Origin of the sequence: Paraburkholderia kururiensis, from assembly GCF_034424375.1 — a bacterium.
Taxonomy (GTDB): domain Bacteria; phylum Pseudomonadota; class Gammaproteobacteria; order Burkholderiales; family Burkholderiaceae; genus Paraburkholderia; species Paraburkholderia kururiensis_A.
In genome coordinates this window covers 5,322,729-5,346,977 of record NZ_CP139965.1, presented here as the reverse complement: position 1 = coordinate 5,346,977, position 24,249 = coordinate 5,322,729, and the positions used below count along the sequence as shown (strand labels likewise).

The window sequence follows — 24,249 nt, the reverse complement described above, 5'->3', positions numbered from 1 at the left end:
CCACTCACGCATGAACCAGCCCACGCTCGGGGTCGCCATCATCACCCGCAATGCCGCCGCGCGGCTCGCGGAGTGCCTTGCCGCCGTGGCCTTCGCCGACGAGATCGTCGTGGTGGACAGCGGCAGCACCGACGCCACGCTCGACATTGCCCGCGTCCACGGCGCTCGCGTCATCGAGCATCGCGACTGGCCCGGCTTCGGCCCGCAAAAGAACCGCGCGCTCGACGCACTCGCCACGGACTGGGTGCTCTCCATCGACGCCGACGAAATCGTCTCGCCGCAACTGGCCGCCTCGATACGCGCCGCCATCAGCCAGCCACGCGCGGACGTCTACGAAATCGACCGGCTATCGAGCTTCTGCGGCCAATGGGTGCGCCACAGCGGCTGGTATCCGGACTGGATTCCCCGCCTGTTCCGGCGCAGCACCGCGCGCTTTTCGAGCGACCTCGTGCACGAGCGCCTCGTCTTCGAGGGCGCGGCGCAGCGACTCGACGGCCAGTTGCTGCACTACTCGTACGAAGACTTCGAGAGCGTGCTGCGCAAGCTCGACGCCTATTCGAGCGCGGGTGCAGCGCAGCGGCACGCGGCCGGGCAGCGGGGCAGCTTCGGCAAGGCGGTGGCGCGCGGCCTGTGGGCTTTCGTGCGCACCTGGATTTTGCGGCGAGGGTTTCTGGACGGCCGCGCGGGTTTCATGATCGCCGTCTTCAACGCGGAAACGGTCTATTACCGCTTCCTGAAGCTCGCCCATCTGGGCGATCTGGACGAAGCGGACCGCCAGCGCACCCCGCAGGACGCCGGCAAGACCGCTCAATAAACGATTTCGATCGAGCTTCCCGCGAACTCGCCGCGCAGCGCCGCGAGCAGTTCGTCGGTGGGCTTCACGCGCCACGCGTCGCCGAGGCGCACTTCGCCTTCGGCGTTGTCGCTGCGATAGACGATCTGCACGGCAAGACCATTGGGAATGGGCGCAGGCGCTCCGCGGGAATGGCCGCCGCCGTTGCCGCCGTAGCCACCACCGTTCCCTCCATAACTTCCGCCGTTCGCGCCATTGCGGCCCGGCCCGCCGTTGCCGGCCCTGCCCGCGGGGGCCGATGCCAGCACAGCCGCGGCCTGCGCCTCGTCGGCACGGGCGCAATGCGCCTCCAGCACGCGACGCAGCGCGAGCGCGTCGGCATTGCCGTTCATCTGCACCTTCACGGCCTGGGCATAGCGGCTGCGCGCGCGCTCCAGGTCCATCACCGTCTCCGCCGTGAAGCGGATGCCGCCCGTGAACGCGTCGTTGCGCGCCTGGCCTTGCACGACGAGCAGCTCGTCTTCCTTGAACAGGTGCTTGTGCGCCTCGAACTGCTCGTTGAACACCGTCACTTCGCACTGGCCCGTGCCGTCGTCCAGCAGCGCGATCAGCATCTTGCCGCGCTGGGTCATCTGCGTGCGCAGCGACGCGATCACGCCCGCAATCAGCCGGTCGCGACCCTCTTTCAGTTCACCGATCTTGAGCCGCACGAAGCGGCGCACCTCGTCCTTGTAGGCATCGAAGAGGTGGCCGGACAGATAGAAGCCCAGCGCGCCCTTCTCTTCCTGGAGCTTGCGCTTTTCGGGCCACGCCGGCTCGTCCACGAGTTCGTGGCCTTGCGATGGGGCGTCGCCCATGTCGAAGAGGCCAGCCTGCAAGGCATTCGCGGCGGCCTGCTCGGCCGCTTCCATGGCGAGCGGCACCGACGCGATGAGCTGCGCGCGATTGGCGTGCAGCTCATCGAACGCGCCGGCGCGAATCATGGCCTCCACGGTGCGGCGATTGACGATGCGGCGATCGACGCGCGCGCAGAAGTCGAACAGGTCGGTGAAGGGACCGTCTTCGCGCGCCCGCAGAATTTCCTCGATTGCGTTCTGGCCGCTGCCCTTGATGGCGCCGAGGCCGTAGCGGATGGTCTTCGCGCGCTTGCCGTCGGGCTCGCCCACCGGCTCGAAGCGATAGGCCGAGTGGTTGACATCGGGCGGCAATACCGTCATGCCGTTGGCGATGCAGTCTTCGAACAGGATCTTGACCTTGTCCGTGTCGTCCATCGCGAGCGACATGTTGGCCGCCATGAATTCGGCGGGATGGTGCGCCTTCAGCCACGCGGTGTAGTACGCGAGCAGCGCGTAGGCCGCGGCGTGCGACTTGTTGAAGCCGTAGCCCGCGAACTTCTCCATCAAGTCGAAGATTTCGTCGGACTTCTCGCGCGAGAGACCGTTCTTCGCCGCACCCTCCGCGAAAATTTCGCGGTGCTGCGCCATCTCTTCGGGCTTCTTCTTGCCCATCGCGCGACGCAGCAGGTCGGCGCCACCGAGCGAGTAGCCGCCGATGATCTGCGCCATCTGCATCACCTGCTCCTGATAGACCATGATCCCGTAGGTCTCTTTCAGGACGGGCTCGACGCGCGGGTCCGGGTACTCCACCATCTCGCGGCCGTGCTTGCGCGCGCAGAAGCTGGGGATCAGGTCCATCGGGCCGGGACGGTACAGCGCCACGAGCGCGATGATGTCTTCGAAGCGGTCGGGCTGGGCGTCTTTCAGCATGCCCTGCATGCCGCGACTTTCCAGCTGGAACACGGCAACCGTGTTGGCCTTCTTGAGGATCGAGAACGACGCGGGGTCGTCGAGCGGCACCTGCGCGAGCGACCAGTTCTGCTTTGACGGATCGAGCCGGCGGATGTAGCGCTCCGCCCAGTCGAGAATGGTCAGCGTCGTGAGGCCCAGAAAGTCGAACTTCACGAGGCCGACGGCTTCCACGTCGTCCTTGTCGTACTGGCTCACCACGCCGCTTTCATCGCCCTGCGTGTAGAGCGGACAGAAGTCGGTGAGCTTGCCCGGCGCAATCAGCACGCCGCCCGCGTGCATGCCGACGTTACGCGTGAGGCCTTCGACGCGCTGCGCGAGTTCGAGCAGCTGGCGCACTTCGTCTTCGTTGTCGTTGCGCTCCTGGAGGAGCGGCTCTTCCTTCATCGCGTCGGCAATCGTGACGTGCTTGCCGGGCTTGAACGGAATGAGCTTCGCCACGCCGTCCGTGAAGTTGTAGCCGAGGTCGAGCACGCGGCCGATGTCGCGCACCGCGGCCTTCGCCGCCATGGTGCCGAAGGTGGCGATCTGCGAGACGGCGTCCGCGCCGTATTTTTCCTTCACGTACTGGATCACGCGGTCGCGGCCGTGCTGGCAGAAGTCGATGTCGAAGTCGGGCATCGACACGCGTTCCGGGTTCAGGAAGCGTTCGAACAGCAGGTTGTAGCGCAGCGGATCGAGGTCGGTAATACCGAGCGCGTAAGCGACGAGCGAACCCGCGCCGGAACCCCGGCCCGGCCCCACCGGCACGCCGTTGTTCTTGGCCCAGTTGATGAAGTCCGCAACAATCAGGAAGTAGCCCGGAAAGCCCATCTTGATGATGGTTCCGCACTCGAAATCGAGCCGCTGGTAGTAGCGCTCGCGTTCCTGCTCGCGCTCGGCCTCGTTCGGATAGAGCTGCACGAGACGCTTCTCGAGCCCTTCCTTCGAAAGCTGCACGAGGTAGTCGTCGAGCGAGAGACCGTCGGGCGTCGGAAAGAGCGGCAGCTTCGGCTTGCCGAGTTCGAGCGTGAGGTTGCAGCGCTTCGCGATTTCGACGGTGTTGGCGAGCGCGGACGGAATGTCGGCGAAGAGCGCCGCCATCTCGTCCTGGGTGCGAAAGTACTGCTCGGTGGTGAAGCGTTTCGGGCGGCGCGGATTCGCGAGGATGTCGCCTTCCGAAATACAGACGCGCGCTTCGTGTGCCGTGAAGTCGTCGGGCGTCATGAACTGCACGGCGTGCGTGGCGACCACCGGCAGCTTCAGTTGCACCGCGAGCGCCACCGCCTGCTGCACGTACGCTTCGGCACCGGGATGGCCGCCGCGTTGCAGTTCGATGTAGAAGCCGTTCGGAAAGACCTTCGCCCAGCGCTCGGCATGCCGCTTCGCCGCTTCCTCGTTGCCGGCGGCGAGCGCAAGCCCGATGTCGCCGTGCTGCGCGCCCGACAGCGCAAGCAGTCCTTCGGCAAGCCCGCCGTCGAGCCACGCCGCATCCACTTCGGCGCGGCCACGGTACTGGTTCGTGAGCCACGCTTTCGTGAGCAGCTCGCAAAGATTCAGGTAACCGCGCCGGTCTTTTACGAGCAGCAAGAGGCGCGAAGGCTTGTCGCGGTCGTCCGGATTCGTGATCCAGACGTCGCAGCCGGCAATGGGTTTGACCCCTTTGCCGCGGGCTTCCTTGTAGAAACGAACAAGACCGAATGCGTTGCCGAGATCGGTGAGTGCGAGTGCGCCCTGACCGTCTTTGGCCGCCGCCGCGACGATGTCGTCGAGGCGCACGATGCCGTCGGCAATCGAGAATTCCGAGTGGACGCGGAGGTGAACGAAGCGGGGATCTGACATGCGCGACATTGTACAACCGGGCGCCTGCCGCCTTCGGCTAATTTGGGCGGGTCGCCGGGGCGAAAAACCGCGCGCCGGGACTGTCTCGCGAGAGGCTGCGAGAGCCTCTACGGCGATGCAGCAGAGCCCCTTCGCAGTTGAGGGATAATAGCGGTTTGCGCTCGCGCCAGCGGCACGTCGCGGCCGTCACGCCATCACGGCTACGTCGGGGCAACATCACGGCAACATCGCCGCCGCACCATCGCGCGGGCCTGTCATATCGCAGAACGCCATGTCTATCCTGAATCTCGCTTCCTATCACTTCGTCACGCTCGACAAGACCGCCGAATGGCGCCCGCTCATGCTCGACCGCTGCAAGGCGCTCGACCTGCGCGGCACCATCCTGCTCGCGCCCGAAGGCATCAACCTGTTCGTCGCGGGCACGCCCGACAACGCGCGCGCGTTCATGGACTACCTTCGCCACGATCCGCTCTTCGAAGGCAAGTTCGCGGGCCTGCAATTCAAGGAAAGCCTTTCGGAGGACCGCCCGTTCAACCGCATGCTCGTGCGCCTCAAGCGCGAGATCATCACCATGAAGAAGCCGGCGATCCAGCCCGAGCTGGGTCGCGCGCCCGCCGTGGACGCCCGCACGCTGAAGGCGTGGCTCGATCGCGGCCACGACGACGAAGGCCGGCCGGTCGTGATGCTCGACACGCGCAACGCGTTCGAAGTGGACGTCGGCACGTTCGACGACGCACTCGACTACCGCATCGCGAAATTCAGCGAATTCCCCGCCGTGATCGAGGCGCATCGCGCCGACCTGGAAGGCAAGACCGTCGTGTCGTTCTGCACGGGCGGCATCCGCTGCGAGAAAGCCGCGATCCACATGAAGGAAGTGGGCATCGAGCACGTCTATCAGCTGGAAGGCGGCATCCTCAAGTACTTCGAGGAAGTGGGCGGCGCGCACTATCACGGAGCCTGCTTCGTGTTCGACCATCGCACGGCGCTCGACCCGGCGCTCAAGCCCACGGACATCGCGCAATGCTTCGCGTGCCGCACGGTGGTGAGCCCCGAAGACCAGCGCTCGCCGCTCTATACGCCGGGCAAGAGCTGTCCCGCTTGCCATCCGGCGCGCGCCAACGGCGGCGCTCAAGCCGGGGCGCACACGGCGGCGACTGCCGGCGAGCGTTCGCAGGCTGCTTGAGCCTGCCGAGCCCGCCTGGCTGGTCGAGTCCGTTAAGCCGCCAAGCTCCTTCCGCGCGTTGAGCACCCACCCACAATCCACCACAGCGGCCCGCACCATGCCCTACCGCGGCCGCTTCGCCCCGTCGCCCACCGGGCCGTTACACTTCGGCTCGCTCGTCGCGGCGCTCGCGAGCTGGGCGGATGCGCGCGCGCACGGCGGCACCTGGCTCGTGCGCATCGAAGACGTGGACGCGCCGCGCACCGTGCCGGGCGCGGCCGCCGGCATCCTTGAGACGCTCGCGCAATTCGGCATGCACGCCGACGAACCGCCCGTCTGGCAAAGCCAGCGTACAGAGCGCTACCAGCAGGCGTTCGACCGGTTGCAGGCCGCCGGGCTCGTCTACCCGTGCGGCTGCACGCGCAAGGAAATCGCGGACTCGCAGTTGCATGCCCACACGCGTCACACCACGCTGATCTACCCCGGCACCTGCCGCGACGGCTTGCACGGCAAGACCCCGCGCGCGTGGCGTTTGCGCGTGCCGGACAGTGCACCTGCGAATGGAACGAGTGCGCCCGACGACCCCGCCGCCATCTCGTTCGTGGATCGCTGGCAAGGGCTGCAGACGCAGAATCTGGCAACGGAAGTCGGCGACTTCGTGCTGCTGCGCGCGGACGGGCAATGGGCCTATCAGCTCGCGGTGGTGGTGGACGACGCCGACGCGGGCATCACGCACATCGTGCGCGGCGCCGACCTGCTCGACTCCACGGCGCGGCAGATTTACCTGCAGCGATGCCTCGGCGTGCCGACGCCTGCGTATCTGCACGTGCCGGTGGTGACGAACGACGAAGGCGAAAAGCTGAGCAAGCAAACGGGCGCCACCGCGCTGGACGCGAGCCGGCCGCTCGACGCACTGCACGCCGCGGCAAACCATCTGGGACTGGATCTGGACGAGACGCGCTATGCGTCGACAGCGGCGTTTCTGGCCGGCGCCACGGCGGCGTGGGCCCGGCTGATGAAAATCTCATGACGACGCGCGGCGACCGCGTCGCCCGGAGCGTGCAGACGGCGTGACCGCCGCATCACGACGAGCGAAGCCGGACGAAGCCGAGCCTGCCGGCCGCGATCAGGCCGTGACGTATCTCAGGACGAAGAACCCTTGCGTGCCATGCCGAAGCCGCCCAGCAACGCGGCGAGCGGCTGCTTCGACGCATTTTTCTGCGGCGCCGGGGCGGCGTTGTCTTCGGCCTTGCCGGCAGAGGAGGCCGACGGCTCATAAGGCTTGAGGAAGAAATCGTCGACGGGCGCGGCCTGGCGGTGGTGCGGCCGGTCGAACGACGCGGACCGCCGGTGCCCCGTCCGCTCCGTGCGGCCATCGCGCTCGCGCCGGCCGCCACGCTCCTCGTGATGCGCAACCGGCACGTCCACGGTCAGACGCTGCACCTCGATGGGCCGCTTGATCAGCTTTTCGATGTCGGCCAGTTGCTTGCGCTCGTTCGGGCTGCACAGCGACAGGGCATCGCCCGACGCGCCCGCGCGGCCCGTGCGGCCGATGCGGTGCACGTAGTCTTCGGCGTTGAACGGCAGGTCGAAGTTGATCACGGCGGGAAGCTCCGCGATGTCGAGCCCGCGCGCCGCCACGTCCGTGGCCACGAGCGCCTCGATCTCGCCGCGCTTGAAGGCGTCGAGCGCCTGCATGCGCTCGCTCTGCGTGCGGTCGCCGTGAATCGCCGTGGCCACCACGCCGCTGCGCTCCAGCTGGCGCGCAAGCCGGCTCGCGCCGATCTTGCTGTTGCAGAACACGATCACCTGCTTGAGCCCGCGTTCGCGGATCAGTTGCACGACCGCGCCCGTCTTGTCGCCCTCGGCCACCTCGTAGACGATCTGCGTGACGTTCGTGGCCGTCGAGTTGCTGCGCGCCACCTCGATGGTCTGCGGGTTGCGCAAGTAAGTGGCCGCCAACTTCTTGATTTCGGGCGAGAACGTGGCGGAGAAGAGCAGCGTCTGGCGCTCCTTCGGCAGCAGGTTCAGGATGCGCTGCAGGTCGGGCAGGAAACCCATGTCGAGCATGCGGTCGGCTTCGTCGAGCACGAGCATCTGCACCTGGCCCAGGTTCGCGGTCTTCTGCTGCACGTGGTCGAGCAGGCGCCCCGGCGTCGCGATCAGGATTTCCACGCCGCGCCGCAGCTCGGCCGACTGCGGATTCATGTCCACGCCGCCGAACACCACCGCGCTGCGCAGCGGCGTGTGCTGGGCGTAGGCGCGCACGTTGGCGGCGACCTGGTCGGCGAGTTCGCGGGTGGGCGTGAGGATCAGCGCGCGCACCGGATGGCGCGCCGGCGACGCGCTCGTGCTGGCCGACGGCAACAGCCGCTGGATGATCGGCAGCGAAAAGCTCGCGGTCTTGCCGGTGCCGGTCTGCGCCGCGCCCATGACGTCCCGCCCGGCGAGCACGACCGGAATCGCCTGCGCCTGGATGGGCGTGGGAGTCGTGTAGCCCTGGTCGGCAATCGCCTTGAGGATGTCGGGCGCAAGGCCGAACTGGTCGAAGGTCGAAGTGCTGGGCTGGACAGCTGTGTCGGACATGGTGGCTTTCGCTAAAAAGGCGCCCCCTTGGGCGCGCGGCGGCCGCTCGGGCCGCTACGTGGCGGCATGAAGCCGCTCGAAGCATCGGAATGAAGGTGGAACCGTTCGCTGCCGCGAAATTCCCGCACGGGCTAATCAGGCATGAATCGGATGTGAAGCGCGCATGCGTGGCCCGGAAGCTCCGGGCGGCGGCCTTTCTGCGGAGCCTGAGACGCCGAGGTCCCGGCATCCCGGCAGGCACGCTCAAAGGCCGACATTGTAGCACCGCAGCGCCCGTACCACCCCCTGGCCGGATGGCCAGGGGAGGCGGCTGTGGCGGCGGGCGCGGCGCCGGCGCACGGTCGTCGCGCCGAGCCGTCCGGCTGCGGCTCGGGGTGCCCCGTGTGCACCCAGGCGGCGCCCATGCCGCAATCACCGCGCACTTGCCACTCCAGCCTCCCGCCCTCGCCGTCTTCACCACGTCTCGCGCATGACCATCAGCCGCAACTCGGTCATGTCTTCGATCGCGTAGCGCACGCCCTCGCGGCCGAGGCCCGAGTCCTTCACGCCGCCATACGGCATGTTATCGACGCGAAACGACGGCACGTCGTTGATCACCACGCCGCCCACTTCGAGCGCGTCCCACGCGCGATGGGCATGCGCGAGCGAATTGGTGAACACGCCGGCCTGCAGACCGAAGTCGCTGTCGTTCACGGTGTCCAGCGCCTCGCCGAAATCGTGGAAGCGCTCCAGGATCGCGACCGGCCCGAACGCCTCCTTGCGGTAGAGGTCGCTTGCGCGCCCCACGTTCTCCAGCAGCGTCGCCTCGAACATCGCGCCTTCCACCCGGCCGCCCGCCACGATCTTCGCGCCGTCCTTCACGGCCGCGTCCATCCAGCCAGAGAGCCGCCGGGCCTCGGACTCCGAGATCATCGGCCCGACGAAGGTCTGCTCGTCCTTCGGGTCGCCCATCTTGAGCGACTTCGTCTTCGCAATCAGCTTCTCGCGCAGCGCGTCGTAGATCGCATCGTGCGCGAGGATGCGCTGCACGCCGATGCAGCTCTGGCCGGACTGGTAGAACGCGCCGAAGGCGAGCCGGTCCACGACGTAGTCGAGCTTGTCGCGCTGGTCGGCGTCCACAATGGCCGCCGCGTTGCCGCCCAGCTCCAGGATCACTTTCTTCTTGCCCGCCCGGCGCTTCAGGTCCCAGCCCACCGCGGGCGAGCCCGTGAACGAGAGCAGGCGGAAACGTTCGTCGGTCGTGAAGAGGTCCGCGCCGTCGCGATGCGCGGGCAGGATCGAGAACGCGCCTTTCGGCAGGTCCGTTTCAGCCAGCACTTCGCCGATGATGAGCGCGCCCACCGGCGTGCGGCTCGCCGGCTTGAGCACGAACGGCACGCCGGCGGCGAGCGCGGGCGCCACCTTGTGAGCGGCGAGATTCAGTGGAAAGTTGAACGGCGAGATGAACGAGCACGGGCCGATCGGCACGCGCTTCACGTAGCCGCGGTAGCCCTTCGCGCGCGGCGAGATTTCGAGGTTCACGATCTCGCCGTCGATCCGCACGGACTCTTCGGCCGCCACCTTGAAGGTGTCGATGAGCCGCGTGACTTCGCCGCGCGAATCGTTGATCGGTTTGCCCGCCTCGATGCACAGCGCCATCGCGAGTTCGTCGAAGCGTTCGCGAAAACGCTTCGCGCAATGTTCGAGCACGGCCTGGCGCTTGAACGGCGGGTACGCGCGCAGCGCCGGCAACGCGGCGACCGCGGCGCCGATAGCCGCGTCGATCGCCTTCGCGTCCGCGAGCGCGACGCGCGTAGCGACTTCGCCGCTGTACTTGTCGGTGACTTCGAGATCGGTGTTGGCCGCCACCGCCTCGTTGGCGAGGTAATACGGATAAGCCGGTTTCAACATGGTCGAGTTCTCCTTGAAGCCTGGGTTGAGAGAGCAGCGCGGCGGTGCGCCCGGCCCCGCGCCTAGATCTGCGCCGACAGCCGCTTGATCTCGCGGTTGAGCACACGCTCGTTGTCCGAGTAGTCGATCGGCACGTCGATCACATGCACGCCAGGCGCCGCGAAGCATTCGCGCACGAGCGGCGCGAGTTCGTCCGCGGCCGCGATGCGATGGCCCTGCGCCCCATAGCTCTTCGCGTACTCTACGAAATCGGGATTGCGCAGCGTCATGCCGTAGTCGGGAAAATTCATGTTCTCCTGCTTCCAGCGGATCATGCCGAACGCGTCGTCGCGCAGGATCAGCACCACGAGATCGAGCTTCAGCCGCACCGCCGTTTCGAGTTCCTGCGAATTCATCATGAAGCCGCCGTCGCCGCACACGGCCATCACCTTGCGCTCGGGATGCACGATCTTCGTCGCGATGGCCGAGGGCAGCCCGGCGCCCATCGAGGCGAGCGCGTTGTCGAGCAGCAGCGCGTTCGGCTCGTGCGCGCGGTAGTAGCGCGCGAACCAGATCTTGTACATGCCGTTGTCGAGACAGATGATGCCGTCCACCGGCATCGTCTCGTAGACGTCGTGCACCACGCGCACCGGGTACATCGGGAAGCGCTCGTCGTGCTGACCCCGCGCGAGGTGTTCCTCGAAGTGCTGCTTGATCTCGGTGAAGCGCGCGAAGTCCCACTGCGGCTCGCCGCGTTCGAGCCGCGCCTTCAGGCTCTCCTTCAACTGCCAGAGCGTGTTGGCGATATCGCCCACCACCTCGATCTGCGGGAAGTACACCGGGTCCACTTCGGCGCCGAGGAAGTTCACGTGGATCACCGTTTTCTCGCCCGCATCCACGCTGCGCATGAAGAACGGCGGCTTCTCGATCACGTCGTGGCCCACGTTGATGATGCAGTCGGCGTGGTCGATGGCGCGATGCACGAAGTCGCCGTCGGACAGCGTGGCGTTGCCGAGCCACAGCGGATGCGATTCGTCGATCACGCCCTTGCCCATCTGCGTCGTGAAAAACGGAATGCCGATCTGGTCGACGAACTCGCGCAGTTCCTTGCGCGTGGTCTTGCGGTTGCCGCCCGCGCCGATCATCAGGAGCGGATGACGCGCCTTTGCAATGGCGGCCACCGCGTGCGTCACCGCTTTTTCCTCGGCGATGGGGCGGCGACTGAAGCTCTTCGGAATGGGCTTGCCGTCGCCTTCTTCGTCCGCGACGTCTTCGGGCAGTTCGAGATGCACGGCGCCGGGCCGCTCGTCCTCGGCGCGCCGGAACGCTTCGCGCACGAGCGCCGGAATGTTGCCGATCGAGACGATCTGCCGCGTGTATTTGGTAAGCGGCTCCATCATGCGCACCACGTCCACGATCTGGAAATGTCCCTGCTTGCTGGTCTTGATGGGCTTCTGGCCGGTCACCATCAGCATGGGCATGCCGCCTAGCTGCGCGTACGCGGCGGCCGTGACGAAATTGGTGGCGCCGGGGCCGAGCGTCGCGAGACACACGCCCGTGCGGCCGGTCAGGCGCCCGTAGGTGGCCGCCATGAAGCCGGCGGCCTGCTCGTGGCGCGTCACGACGAGCCTGATTTTCGAGCGGCGCAGCGACTCGAGCAGATCGAGGTTTTCTTCGCCTGGAATGCCGAACACGTACTCGACGCCTTCCGCTTCCAGTGCCTTGACGAACAGATCCGATGCTTTCATGGGGAGTCTCGCGTCAGTGACGGCGCGTTCGCCCGCAGGAGGCAGCAGTCCACGTGCCCATGCCCGCGCCGGGAGTTCGCAACCGGACGATCGAAAAAAGAGAGAACCGTGCGGCACGTCGCGCCGATGCAGGTCGGCATCGGCGCGGTGCGCGGGTCACAGATTACTACCGGGCGGGAATAGGTGCGCGCTGGGCGGCAGGGTGTGTGCCTCTCAGCCGTGCCTCCAGGCCGCGCGGATCAGCGCTGGATGGTGACGCAGTCGGCGAGGATGGGCGGCGCGTTCTCGCCGGCCGTGGCGTCGTAGAGGTCGGCGCGCGGCCCCTTGGTCCACCACGTGTAGCGATCGGCCTGGTACTTCGCGCCCGAGGCCGCGAGCGTGTTGACGAACAGCATGGCGCGTCCGTTCACCGGCAAGACGGCAAAGCTCTGGCCGTTGGCGGCGCTCAGATACGAGACCTTGAACGTGCGCCCGCTCGAGCAGGTGTAGCGGAACGTGTGCCGCGCCTGCGTCTGGATCTCGCCGATGCTGAGCGGCCCGGGCGCGGCGTTGCCGTCCGCGGCGGCGAGCGTCAGCGTGGTTGCGAGAGTGGCGGCGAATGCGACAGGCCGCTTGCGGTTCTTCTTCATGTCGTTCTCCGCCGCTCGCGCCGTCGTGGCGCGCGTAAAGACGTTACGGATCGATGACGTCGGCACATGCATCGGTGGGCGCGGCGGCGGCATGGCCCACTACCGGTACGATTTTCAAACCCGCGGACGCGATGCGGCATGGCGCCGCCGCGAGCCCGCATCCGCCCAGACCCGCGATCAGCGCGACGCCGAGCACAGCGCACGCCGCAGCGCGCCCGGCGAGACGAACAATACCCAGGGCGCGAGGCGCATGGTGACCGTCGCCGGTGTAGCAGGATGCTGGCTTCATCGATCCCTCCTTCGTGCCCCGCCCTCGTAACCGCCCTGACCCGCGCGGCCTTTGCCTCGTTCGTTCGCCGCGCTCTGGGGCTTACTGACCGGCCTCTCCTGAGACCGGGCGCACGCGCGAGGCAGCCTCTTTGGCGCGCTCGAGCGCCTCGCCGATATTGGCGCCGGTCGCCAGCGCCACGCCCATGCGGCGCTTCACGAAGCTTTCGGGTTTGCCGAAAAGGCGCAGGTCCGTGCCCGGCACGGCGAGCGCCTCGCTGACGCCCTCGAACGCGATGCCCGGCTCTTCGAGCCCGCCGTAGATCACCGCCGACGCGCCGGGCGCCCGCAGCGCCGTATCGACGGGCAGGCCGAGAATGGCCCGCGCGTGCAATTCGAACTCCGAGAAGCGCTGCGAGGCGAGCGTCACGAGCCCCGTGTCATGCGGACGCGGACTCACCTCGGAGAACCACACTTCGTCGCCGCGCACGAACAGCTCGACGCCGAAGATGCCCCGGCCGCCCAGCGCGGTCGTCACCTTCTGCGCGATCTCGCGCGAGCGCGCGAGCGCCTTCTCGCTCATCGGCTGCGGCTGCCACGACTCGACGTAGTCGCCTGCCACCTGGACGTGGCCGATCGGGTCGCAGAAATACGTGCTGACGGCTTGCGTGGCCGGGTCCACGGCGCGCACGGTAAGTTGCGTGATCTCGTACTCGAAGTCGATGAAGCCCTCCACGATCACGCGCCCCCGGTTCACGCGCCCGCCCGCGAGCGCGTACTGCCAGGCCGGTTCCACGTCGGCGTCGCTGCGCAATACCGACTGGCCCTTGCCCGACGACGACATCACGGGCTTCACGACGCACGGGTAACCGACCTTCGCGATGCCGGCCCGCAGTTCTTCGAGCGAGTCGGCGAAGGCGTAGGGCGACGTCGGCAGGCCGAGTTCCTCGGCGGCAAGGCGCCGGATGCCTTCGCGGTTCATGGTGAGCTGGGTGGCGCGCGCGGTGGGGATGACTTCGGCGAGGCCGTCCGATTCCACGGCGGCGAGCGCATCGGTGGCGATGGCCTCGATTTCGGGCACCACGAGATGCGGCCGTTCCTGCTCGATCAGCGCGCGCAGCGCCTGCGGGTCCGTCATGTCGATCACGTGCGCGCGGTGGGCCACCTGATGCCCCGGCGCGTTGGGGTAACGGTCGACCGCGATCACCTCCACGCCGAGCCGCTGCAGCGCGATGATCACTTCCTTGCCGAGTTCGCCCGCGCCGAACAGCATGACGCGCGTGGCCGTTGCCGAAAGCGGCGTGCCGATCCGTTGACCGATCTGCATGAAGTCTCCAGAGAGTGTGAAGCGGATGTGAAAGAAAGTGCCACCGATGTTAACATGCGCGCCCCGCACGAAACCCCTGCGGCGGCCCGCAGCGCGGTGCGATACGCGCATCGGCCTCGGCCGGTCCTGCGTTCGTCCGACACCGGCGCGGCTCGCGTGCCGCGAAGCCGCCAGGGTACTCTTACACCTTCGTCCGTCCGAAGAGGAACAGCTTCATGGTCCCCATGTTCCGCGCGCGAAGCATTGCGCGCCTCACCGTTCAGACCGCCGTGTCGCGCAAGGCGGCGCTTGCCGCGCTCGTGTGCGTCGCGCTCGCGGCCTGCGCGCTGCCCAAACATCCCGACGCCTCCGCGCCGGCGCCCGATCCGTTCAACCCTGCGGCGACGCAACTGCTCGACGACACGCAATGGGAACTGACGGGCTGGAAGAATGCGGACGGCACCGCGCGGGACGTCCCGCACAGCGAAGGTACCAAGTCCATTACGCTCGACCTGTCGACGGCAACGGGACAGCGCCGCGCGGGCGGCTTTTCCGGATGCAACCGCTACATGGGCAGCTACACGCTGAAGGACGGCAAGCTCGGCTTCGGGCCGCTCGCCGGCACGCGCATGGCCTGCGCCACGCCCGCCGGCCAGATGGAGGGCGACTACCTCGCCGCCCTCTCGCACATCGACCGCTCGGGCGTGCAGATGCGCGACCCGCAGCAACTGTTGCTCGTGCTCGACGACGGCAGCACGCTGACTTTCGCGCGACGTGCAAAGTAAGGCCAGCGGGTATTGACGGTATTCGCGGTACCCGTGGTCGCGCCGCCGCGGCGCAACGCTTCGCCCGCTTCGTCGGCTCGCAGCGGGCTGTCTCAGAAGTGTCCGGCTTCAGCGGTTAAACTCGGCAAGTTGCTCGGCAGGTTGGTTTCCCCCCTCATTCGTTGATGTCTGGCATGCACACGGTTTTCGGCTGGTTCGGCGCATCGGCCCTGTGGTTTCTCCCTCTTTTCTGGCGTCTCGCCAAATCCGTGCTGCCGGGCGGCGCCGGGCTGCGCGGACCGGGAACGATTCGCCTGTGGCTCGGCTTCGTTGGCGTGCTGGTCGCGAGCATGGCGCTCGAGGCGACGCTTATCGGCATCGCGGGCAGCGACGCGCTGGGCCACGGCCTCACCGGTGCTTTCGGAAAACTGCTGGGCCACATCGGCACGCCGGTCGCGATGGCGGTGCTGTTCCTCGTGAGCCTACCGTGGCTGCTGGACTTTCGCTGGAGCGAGGCGTTTGCCTGGGCCGATGCCGCGTTCGGACTGGGGCTCGGTGCCGGCCGAGCGCCGCGTGAACCACGCGAGCCGCGCGAGTCCCGCGCCCGAGGCAGCCGCGGCGGAGAGCCGCGGATGCGGCGCGCCGAACCCGACGAATCGCTCGCCTCGCACACCGCGCCCGCGGTGAATACCATGGCGCCGCGCAGTACGGGCCGCTACGCGCGGCCCACTGTCTGGCGCCCCGCCGCGACGGGACGTGCGGCAACGGCGGCATCGGCCGCGACCGGCGCCGGGTCTGCCGCGGCGCTGGCCGCAGGCACCGTTGCTACGCCGCCCGTTGCGGCGATGGATCGAATCGTCTCGAGTCCTGTCCGGCAGACGGCGCCGGCGGCGCGGTCTGCGGGTTCCGCTGCGGCTCCTGCTGTGCCTGCGGGTTCTGTTGGCCGGGCGATGAGTGCGGCGGCCCGCGTGCAGAATGAGCCGCTGTCTGCGCCTGTGTCGCCGAAAGCCACGCCGTCTGTGCCTTCCATGCCTTCCGGCCGGTTGCGGGAACAGACCGCGCCGGGCCATGTGGCCTCTGCGCCTCGCGCTGCCATCGATTCGACCGTCGCGCAAACGCGTGCCACGACGCCACGCGCTGGCACAGCGGCGCCGACAAACAGCTTCTCCAGCGCCGTCGCCACGTCGACGCCAGGATCAGCCTCACCGCGTGCGGGCAGCGCGCTGGGCGCTACGGCGGCTACGTCGAAACTGCTCGCCGCACGCGGCATTCCGCCGTACGGGCCGGTACGGCGCGAACCGGCCCCTGCCGGCGCACCGCGATCGGGCGTTCACAATGCAAAGCCGCTCCCGCAATCGTCTGCCCTTGCGCGACAAGGTGAAGCGGCAAGCGCGAGCGGGCTGGCTGCAACCGGCGCTGGTGCAGCGGACGTGAGCCTGGGTGCGGCTTCTGGTTTGCCGTTGGGCCAGGATTCGGCGTCCGGTGCAGATGCCGCAGCGACTTCGGACGCGGCATTTCCGGCGTCCTCGGGCCAGCCGTCAGCGCCGCCGGTTTGGGTGGCTGGCGCACACGACGCCGCATCGCCGACGACGGCAGGCAATGTCGGTGCGCCGCCCGCCGGCACATCCGCGCGGCCCAACCGCATGCCCGCGCCGGCTTACTCGCGCCCCGCGCCCATCGACGAAGCCGAGCGACAGCCGCTTTCCTCGACCGTGCAGGAAACGCTGCGCAGCATCGAGGAAAACACCGCGCGCTGGACTTCGCTTGCCGGCGCGAGCCTTGCGCGCCGTGGGAACGTGGAAGCGGTGAATAGCGGCGCCACCGCTGCGACCGCGTCCCCGCAGCCACAGGCGGAAGCGCAAGCTGCGCCGCATGCCGGGCACAGTCAGCAACTGACCGATGCGCCGAGCGAAACGGATGCAATGGACTCCACGGACACAGTCGCCACGCAAGCCGCTCACTCGGCGCTTGCGCCTGCCGCGTCCGTGCCCAGCGCGATGGACATCGCCGCAACGGAGCCTTCGCTCGCCACCGCTCCCAGCGCACCGCAGCCGCACGTGACGCCGGCGCCCACCGCAATGGCGCCTGACGCCACGACGCGCCAGCTTCCGGCGCTGTCCGATGACGTCGTTCAATCGACGTCAGCCAACACGCAGCCGGCCATCGGCGTAACGGCGACCGAACCGGCAACGCAGTCGACTGCCTCGCTTGCGCCGGTGGCGCTCGCGGTTTCGTCGAACGTCGTGCGCTTTCCCGGCCCCGCGTCCACGCAGGGCAACGTCGCCGGCGAGCCGCCGCTCGCGCCGTGGCACGACACGCCGTCCGCAACGGCGCGCCCGGCGTTCTCGCTCGTCGAGCCGGAGCCGGGACGGAATGATGAAGCGTCAGAAGCGTCTGAAGTACCAGCCGGCCCGGTCGCATCCCACCTCGCGACCGCGACGGCGACGGGTGCCGCATCCGCGCCGAGTGCCGACGATGCCGCCGATGTCGCGCCGTCGTCGCCCCCCCTCACCGTGAGCACCGTCGCTACGCTCGCTCCGGTCACTCACACGGCCGTAGAAACGGCCGCAACGTTCGACGCCTCGGAGCGCCCCCCGACGCAGGTGACGCCCCAAAGCGACCCAGCCGGCACGCCGGAAACCGCCGCCGCTGGCGCCCGTGCACCGTTGCGCGGTCACGCGCACGCCACCTTCGAATTCCGCGCGCCGTCGGCGTCGCGTGTCGAACTGCCGGGGCTCGATCTGCTCGAACCCGCCGATGCGAGCATCGAGCCCGTGTCCGACGCGCAGCTCGCGCAGACCGGCCAGCTGATCGAGCAACGTCTGCAGGAATTCAAGGTGCCGGTGAGCGTGGTGGGGGCGTCGGCCGGGCCCGTCATCACGCGCTTCGAGGTGGAGCCCGCGCTGGGCGTGCGCGGCAGCCAGATCGTCGGCCTCATGAAAGACCTGTCGCGCGGCCTCGGCCTCACGTCCATTCGCGTGGTGGAGACCATTCCGGGCAAAACGTGCATGGGCCTCGAGCTGCCGAATGCGCGCCGCCAGATGATCCGGCTCTCCGAGATTCTCGAATCGAGCCTGTATCAGCACTCGCATTCGAAGCTCACCATCGCGATGGGCAAAGACATCACGGGGCATCCGGTCGTCACGGATCTCGCCAAGGCGCCGCACATGCTCGTGGCCGGCACCACGGGTTCGGGCAAGTCGGTCGCTATCAACGCGATGATCCTCTCGTTGCTTTTCAAGGCGACGCCCGAGGAAGTGCGGCTCATCATGATCGACCCGAAGATGCTGGAGCTTTCGGTCTACGAGGGCATTCCGCATCTGCTCGCGCCTGTCGTCACCGACATGAAGCTCGCCGCCAACGCGCTCAACTGGTGCGTGGGCGAAATGGAGAAGCGCTACAAGCTGATGTCGGCCGTGGGCGTGCGCAATCTGGCCGGCTTCAACCAGAAAATTCGCGACGCGGACGCGAAGGGCAAGAAGATCGGCAACCCGTTCTCGCTCACGCCCGAAGCGCCGGAGCCGCTCTCGGCGCTGCCGCTCATCGTCGTGGTGATCGACGAACTCGCCGACCTCATGATGGTGGCGGGCAAGAAGATCGAAGAGCTGATCGCGCGGCTCGCGCAGAAGGCGCGCGCCGCGGGCATCCACCTGATTCTCGCCACGCAACGGCCGTCGGTGGACGTCATCACGGGGCTCATCAAGGCGAACATTCCGACGCGCGTCGCGTTCCAGGTGTCGTCGAAGATCGACTCGCGCACGATCCTCGACCAGATGGGCGCCGAGTCGCTGCTGGGCCAGGGCGACATGCTGTTCCTGCCGCCGGGCACCGGTTATCCGCAGCGGGTGCACGGCGCGTTCGTCGCGGACGAGGAAGTACATTGCGTCGTCGAGTACCTGAAGCAGTTCGGCGAGCCCGAGTACGAGGAAGGCATTCTCGACGGCCCGGCGCCGGAGGGCGGCCAGCAGGACCTGTTCGGGGACGCGCCGGATGCCGAAGCCGATCCGCTCTACGACGAAGCGGTGGCCTTCGTGGTACGTACGCGGCGTGCCTCGATCTCGTCGGTGCAGCGTCAGTTGCGCATCGGCTACAACCGCGCTGCCCGGCTCGTCGAACAGATGGAGACAGCGGGGCTCGTGTCGCCGATGGGCATCAACGGCAGCCGCGAAGTGCTCGCGCCCGGGCCGGCGGAATGATGGACGCAATGACGCCGGAATGAGCCGCGAGGCGCACGCCGTTGTCTCGCGCGGACACGTTCAGAACTCGTAGCGCGCCCAGAAGAACGCGACGTCGCCTTTGCTCACACCCGGCACGCGCGGAATGAACGCGCCCATCACAGACGCCTTCGCGTAGCGGATCGACGCCACGGGCAGCGCGAGCGGCACCGGCAGGTAATGCAGGATGTCGCTGCGTGCCGTGAAGCCCGCAAAGTACCCCCCACCGATCGAAAGGCCGCCCAGCACGGGCGGCGTGTACCACTGGCGCGCCCAGCCGCCGATGGGCTCCGGGTTGTTGTGCGAGTCCATGAAGACGAACGCGAACAGGATGTCTTCGTTGCCGTTCGCGTCCGTGAAGTGCTTGCCCGCGCCGCCGCCCCACGACTGCGCGTTGAGATGGCGACGGTCGTCTGCGCTATAACCGTCGATGTGCCAGCCGTAGCCGGTGAGATACAGGTCCCACGTGCCCTCTTCGGCGACGCGCGCTACGCGGTTGCACGCAGCCTCGATCAGCGCCGACGAAGACGGACAGCCTGCATGCGCCTCGTTCACGACGAGCGGCGAAACGAGCGCCAGCGTTGCGAGCCCCGCTGCCGCGCCGAACGTTCTGCCTGCCTGCTTCGTTCTCATCGCGCGTTCCATCCTGCCGATGTTGCGGGTCCTGTTCCCGCCACCTTCCTTCTGCGGGCGCGACGCAATGCGCGCCCGCACGTCGTTGCGTCACATGCCCGACGCTCGCCGGCTCACGACGGCGACACCAGCTTGAAATCGACCGGCGACCCGACGTCGATACGCTTCGGATCGGACGCAAGCAGACCCGTCTGCGGATCGCGGCGGAACACGTAGGCCGTGTCGCTGTTCTGATTGCCGACGATGAGCCAGTGTCCGGTCGGATCGATCGTGAATTCGCGCGGCGTCTGGCCGAGGCTGGACTGCCGCCCCACCACTTTCAGGTGGCCGTTGGCGGCATCGACGGCGAAGATCACGATCTCGTTCGCGTCGCCGCGATTGGACGCATAGAGAAAGCGTCCGTCGGGCGACAGGTGGATTGCCGCCGCCCCCTGCTTGCCCTTGAAACCCGGCGCCGCCAGCGGCAGCGTCTGCACGGGCGTGAGCTTGCCGTCCTCATGGCGAAGTACAGTCACGGTGGCCGCGAGTTCGCTTGTCAGATAGGCGTAGCGGCCGTCGTTGTCGAACACGAGGTGGCGTGGGCCGCTGCCGCCCTTCATGGGAATGTAGCGAGTCTCCGTTGGGCTCAACAGACCGCGGCTGCCATCGGGCGTGTAGCGATAAGCGTAGATCTTGTCCGCGCCCAGGTCCTGGACGAACAGGTACTTGCCGTCCGGCGAGAACACGGTGGAGTGCACGTGCGCATTGTCCTGGCGCCCCTTCACCGGACCACCGCCCTCATGATGCACGGTGAGGACGGACGTGCCCACCTGGCCGTCCGGCTGGATCGGGAACACCGCGAAGCTGCCGCCCGGGTCGGCCGCTACCGAGTAGTTCGCGGTCAGCAGATAGCGCCCATCCGGCGAGAAACTCAGATAGCACGGGTCGTTACCCTCCGAGGAGACGCGATTGAGAAACGTCAGCTGGCCGCTCGCGGCATCGAAGCGAAAAGCGCTGATGCCGCCGCGCTGCGAGGCCGGGCCGTTGTCGCCCGGCAATTCGTTCACGGCATAGACGTAGTGCCGGTCGCGACTCACCACGAGGTATGAAGGGTTCACCGTCTTCGCCACCGAAACGCGCGTGGCGTCGCCGGTTTTCGTATCGAAGCGGTAGACGTAGAGGCCCTCGCTCTTCGGCCCGGTGTAGGTGCCGATCAGCAGATCGTAGACCCCGTCCGCGGGCGCGGCGGCCGAGTCCTGTGCCAGTGCATGCGTCGTGGCGATGGAAGCCATGATGGCAAGTCCCTTGATGAGCGTGATGAACGGACGGGAGAACCTGTACGGCCGTGCAACAGCCGCTTTCGATGATGCGGGCACGCGAGATGCGGCGCGGGCACTACGATGCATGTGACCTCCTTGACATCGGATTGTTGGATTCTGACGGTGTCGCCGGGTTGGTCTACAGCGCGGCCGTTAGCGCAAGCGGCAATGACGCGGATATAGTGTGCGCTCGTGCCTGCAAGGAAAGAATCGGCAGATCGGCTAACGGAACGGTTGGCCGAACAGTTTGCCAGGCGCCTTGGGCACGTTGTGATTATTGGGCGAAGTATAGAAGGTCACGCCGGATCGCGCAGGCGGTGCGCCATGCCCGCCGGCGCTGTCCCAAATGGCCGTCCGCCAACCTGTCGCCGTAAGGGAGTCTGCATGAATGTCACACTGAGCCTCGGCCCCATCGTTTCGCTGATCGCGGGCATTCTCATCCTCATCATGCCGCGCCTCTTGAACTACATCGTGGCGCTCTACCTCATCATCATCGGGCTCATCGGGATCTTCGGCATGGGCGCGTCGCATCTCTGAATGCGCGAGCGGCGCAAGCAATGCGTGCAGCCCGCAACGGCGCTGCACCAGCGCGAGCGGGCCGCCACGTTAGCCATTCGGACGACTGTTTCGTAGCCGGCTGCGGACTGACAATGAGCCCGTGTCAGTCGCAGGAGCCTTGTGCGCGAGCGTCGGGTGGGGTCAGCCGTTCGCAAGCTGGTCGAGGCGCAGCCTGCCCTGCAGTGACAAACCGCCCACGGCATAATGGCCGTCGCCGTCGCGGTAACGCTTGAAGCAGGCTCGCTCGATCAGGAACGCCGCAGCCGTTTCCATCCCGTTGCGGGTCAGCCCCAGGCGGCTCGGGTCCAGTGACAGCAGGGAGTCGTCGGCAAGTTCGCTTGCAGCGGAAAGAATCGTGATGCAATCGGATTTCGACAGCATGGCTTCTATCCTCGAAAACGTCGCGTGGGGCTCAACACGACGAGGCGAAAAGGACCGGCACACGTATCACAACCCGTGCACGGCGCGCTGCGATGAAGAGGTGACGCAAAGGGAACTGCAGACGCATCGGCGGTTGTGCTTCAATCATCTCGCCGTCGCCCGCTGTGGGATTGTAAGCAGTGAAAATGTCAAACGCTAGCGCCAAATGTCCAGATACCGGGTAAATGATGAGTCACGCCTGATGAGCAAGCGGCTGCGTCTCGCCGCGCACGGTGTCCCGGTAACATCGGTCTTACTCCGCTGCACCGAGCACACTTCTCGCGCATTTCTTACCTTCCGATCATGCCCGCCCTGATTGAAGACTACGCACTCATTGGCGACGGCCACACCGCCGCGCTCGTCTCGCGCTCCGGTTCGGTCGACTGGCTCTGCTGGCCTCGCTTCGATTCCGCCGCGTGCTTCGCCGCGCTGCTCGGCACGCAGGATCACGGCCACTGGCAGATCTCGCCGGCGGTAGGCGGTGACGTGAAGATTACGCGCCGCTATCGCGGCAAACCCGGCGGCGAAACGCTGATTCTCGAGACCGACTTCGAGACGTCCGAAGGCGCCGTTACGCTCATCGACTTCATGCCGCCCGGCAACGGCTGGTCCGAACTCGTGCGCATCGTCGTGGGCCGGCGCGGCACGGTGCCCATGCATATGAGGCTCGCGCTGCGCTTCGACTACGGCTTCTCCGTGCCGTGGGTCAGCCGCCTCGTCTACGAGAGCGGCATCAAGGCGATTGTCGGCCCCGATACCGTGGTGCTGCGCACGCCCGTGGAGCTCCGCGGCGAGAATATGCACACCGTGGCGGACTTCACGGTCTCCGAAGGCGAACGCGTGCCGTTCTCGCTCGCCTACGCGCAGTCGCATCTGCGCCTTCCGCCGCCGCGCGACCCGCACTCCGCGCTGGCGCGCACGGAAAACTTCTGGGCCGAGTGGTCCTCGCGCAATACCGTGACAGGCCGCTGGGCCGCGCCCATCCGGCGTTCGATGCTCACGCTCAAGGCGCTTGCCTACGAGCCCACGGGCGGCATCGTCGCTGCGCCCACCACCTCGCTGCCCGAGCAACTGGGCGGCACGCGCAACTGGGACTACCGCTACTGCTGGCTGCGCGACGCCACCATCACGCTGCTCGCCCTCATGCGCGGCGGCTACTACGACGAGGCACGCGCGTGGCGCAGCTGGCTTGGCCGCGTGATGGCGGGCTCGCCGCAGCAGTTGCAGATCATGTATGGCATTGGGGGCGAGCGCCGGCTGCCCGAGTCGGAGATCGACTGGCTGCCCGGCTACGAAGGCGCGAAGCCGGTGCGCATCGGCAACAACGCGGTAGGCCAGTTGCAGCTCGACGTCTACGGCGAAGTGATGAACGCGCTGCATCTGGCGCGCGTGGGCGGCCTACAGGCCGACGAGACCGCGTGGTCGATCCAGTGCACGATGCTCGAACATCTGGAAACCATCTGGGAACAGCCGGACGAGGGCATCTGGGAAACGCGCGGCGGCCGGCAACACTTCACGTTCTCGAAGGTCATGGCATGGGTTGCGTACGACCGGGCAATCAAATCGGCCGAGTCGTTCGGGCTGCCGGCGCCGCTCGAACACTGGCACGCGATGCGCGCAAAGATTCACGCGTCCGTCTGCGAGCACGGCTGGAACCCGCGCATCAACGCATTCACCCAGGTCTACGGCGGCGACGATCTGGACGCGAGCGCCCTCCTGCTGCCGCTCCTTGGCTTCCTGCCGCCCAAGGATCCTCGTATAGCGGGCACGGTTGCTGCGATAGAAAAGCATCTGATGCACGATGGGTTCGTGATGCGCTACCGCACCATGGACGTCGACGACGGTCTGCCGCCCGGCGAAGGCACGTTCCTCGCCTGCAGCTTCTGGATGGTCGATAACCTCGCGCTGCAGGGTCGCGTGCAGGAGGCTCACGAGATGTACGAGCGCCTGATCGGGCTCGCCAACGACGTCGGGCTGCTCGCCGAGGAATACGATCCGGAGGCTGGCCGGCTGGTAGGGAATTTCCCTCAGGCGTTCTCGCATGTCGCGCTCGTCCATACCGGCCTGAATCTGATGCGCCACGAGCAGGAAATGGCCACGGCGACAGGCCAGCCGCCGCACAACGGCAAGGGAGACCGGCACGGGAGCGGCAGCGCGTTCAGCGACGCGAGCACGTCGCAATGACTGCACGATGAAGGATTACCCCTATATTGTCGGACTGTTGTTGCGTTGCACAATGATTGCCCGTCGGATATCATCGATCGACGCCATTGGCCGATAATTACATTGACCGTTTACCAGCCAAAAGCCAGTCACACGCAACCTTAAGCAACCCCCGGAAGGCCCGCCTCCAGGACCGCGCCAGCCCCGCGGCCC

The 24,249-nt window shown here is 67.3% G+C and carries 17 protein-coding genes; 7 read left to right on the top strand and 10 right to left on the bottom strand.

Annotation, left to right across the window (positions count from 1 at the left end):
* Window positions 1–10 precede the first annotated feature (10 nt).
* Window positions 11–814, top strand: coding sequence for a glycosyltransferase family 2 protein (locus U0042_RS23975; protein ID WP_114813598.1), 804 nt, complete (start codon window positions 11–13; stop codon window positions 812–814).
* On the opposite strand, the gene dnaE is transcribed toward U0042_RS23975, so the two are convergent.
* On the bottom strand, window positions 808–4,428 hold the full coding sequence (gene dnaE, locus U0042_RS23970; protein ID WP_114813600.1) for a DNA polymerase III subunit alpha: 3,621 nt from the start codon (window positions 4,426–4,428) through the stop codon (window positions 808–810). The two genes, U0042_RS23975 and dnaE, sit on opposite strands and share 7 nt — an antisense overlap.
* A gap of 262 nt (window positions 4,429–4,690) precedes the next feature.
* Here dnaE and U0042_RS23965 point away from each other — a divergent pair, with 262 nt between their 5' ends.
* Window positions 4,691–5,602: a sulfurtransferase gene (locus U0042_RS23965; RefSeq protein WP_114813602.1), complete on the top strand. Its 912-nt coding sequence runs from the start codon at window positions 4,691–4,693 to the stop codon at window positions 5,600–5,602.
* Window positions 5,603–5,699: 97 nt separating this feature from the next.
* Window positions 5,700–6,611, top strand: coding sequence for a tRNA glutamyl-Q(34) synthetase GluQRS (gluQRS, locus tag U0042_RS23960; RefSeq protein ID WP_114813604.1), 912 nt, complete (start codon window positions 5,700–5,702; stop codon window positions 6,609–6,611).
* 113 nt (window positions 6,612–6,724) lie between these two features.
* Here the strand turns inward: gluQRS and U0042_RS23955 are convergent, their stop codons facing one another.
* The 6 genes from U0042_RS23955 to purT form a co-directional block, all read right to left on the bottom strand.
* On the bottom strand, window positions 6,725–8,167 hold the full coding sequence (locus U0042_RS23955) for a DEAD/DEAH box helicase (RefSeq protein WP_114813606.1): 1,443 nt from the start codon (window positions 8,165–8,167) through the stop codon (window positions 6,725–6,727).
* A gap of 453 nt (window positions 8,168–8,620) precedes the next feature.
* On the bottom strand, window positions 8,621–10,057 hold the full coding sequence (locus U0042_RS23950; protein WP_114813608.1) for an aldehyde dehydrogenase family protein: 1,437 nt from the start codon (window positions 10,055–10,057) through the stop codon (window positions 8,621–8,623).
* Between the two features lie 62 nt (window positions 10,058–10,119).
* Window positions 10,120–11,784: an acetolactate synthase large subunit gene (locus U0042_RS23945; protein ID WP_114813610.1), complete on the bottom strand. Its 1,665-nt coding sequence runs from the start codon at window positions 11,782–11,784 to the stop codon at window positions 10,120–10,122.
* Between the two features lie 239 nt (window positions 11,785–12,023).
* The gene (locus U0042_RS23940) at window positions 12,024–12,413 is read right to left on the bottom strand and encodes an MliC family protein (protein WP_157977874.1); all 390 of its coding nucleotides are present in this window, start codon (window positions 12,411–12,413) and stop codon (window positions 12,024–12,026) included.
* Window positions 12,414–12,456: 43 nt separating this feature from the next.
* Window positions 12,457–12,645, bottom strand: a complete 189-nt coding sequence (locus U0042_RS23935; protein ID WP_232833500.1) for a DUF6726 family protein — start codon at window positions 12,643–12,645, stop codon at window positions 12,457–12,459.
* Window positions 12,646–12,783: 138 nt separating this feature from the next.
* Window positions 12,784–14,007 carry a formate-dependent phosphoribosylglycinamide formyltransferase gene (purT, locus tag U0042_RS23930; protein WP_114813618.1) on the bottom strand — a complete coding sequence of 408 codons (1,224 nt, stop codon included), beginning with the start codon at window positions 14,005–14,007 and terminating at the stop codon, window positions 12,784–12,786.
* A 224-nt stretch (window positions 14,008–14,231) separates the two neighbouring features.
* Here purT and U0042_RS23925 point away from each other — a divergent pair, with 224 nt between their 5' ends.
* Entirely contained in the window at window positions 14,232–14,771 is a 540-nt protein-coding gene (locus U0042_RS23925) for an META domain-containing protein (protein ID WP_198665381.1), read from the top strand.
* A 173-nt stretch (window positions 14,772–14,944) separates the two neighbouring features.
* A complete protein-coding gene (locus tag U0042_RS23920) occupies window positions 14,945–18,946 on the top strand; it encodes an FtsK/SpoIIIE family DNA translocase (RefSeq protein ID WP_114813622.1) in 4,002 nt (1,333 codons plus the stop codon).
* A gap of 60 nt (window positions 18,947–19,006) precedes the next feature.
* On the opposite strand, the gene U0042_RS23915 is transcribed toward U0042_RS23920, so the two are convergent.
* A complete protein-coding gene (locus tag U0042_RS23915) occupies window positions 19,007–19,597 on the bottom strand; it encodes an antimicrobial peptide resistance and lipid A acylation PagP (protein WP_114813718.1) in 591 nt (196 codons plus the stop codon).
* Between the two features lie 113 nt (window positions 19,598–19,710).
* A complete protein-coding gene (locus tag U0042_RS23910; protein ID WP_232833493.1) occupies window positions 19,711–20,982 on the bottom strand; it encodes a lactonase family protein in 1,272 nt (423 codons plus the stop codon).
* 297 nt (window positions 20,983–21,279) lie between these two features.
* On the opposite strand from U0042_RS23910, the gene U0042_RS23905 reads away from it, so the two are divergent.
* Window positions 21,280–21,432, top strand: coding sequence for a DUF3096 domain-containing protein (locus tag U0042_RS23905; RefSeq protein WP_114813623.1), 153 nt, complete (start codon window positions 21,280–21,282; stop codon window positions 21,430–21,432).
* 162 nt (window positions 21,433–21,594) lie between these two features.
* On the opposite strand, the gene U0042_RS23900 is transcribed toward U0042_RS23905, so the two are convergent.
* Window positions 21,595–21,834: a hypothetical protein gene (locus U0042_RS23900; RefSeq protein WP_114813625.1), complete on the bottom strand. Its 240-nt coding sequence runs from the start codon at window positions 21,832–21,834 to the stop codon at window positions 21,595–21,597.
* 342 nt (window positions 21,835–22,176) lie between these two features.
* On the opposite strand from U0042_RS23900, the gene U0042_RS23895 reads away from it, so the two are divergent.
* Entirely contained in the window at window positions 22,177–24,057 is a 1,881-nt protein-coding gene (locus U0042_RS23895; RefSeq protein ID WP_114813627.1) for a glycoside hydrolase family 15 protein, read from the top strand.
* The last annotated feature ends 192 nt before the right edge of the window (window positions 24,058–24,249 follow it).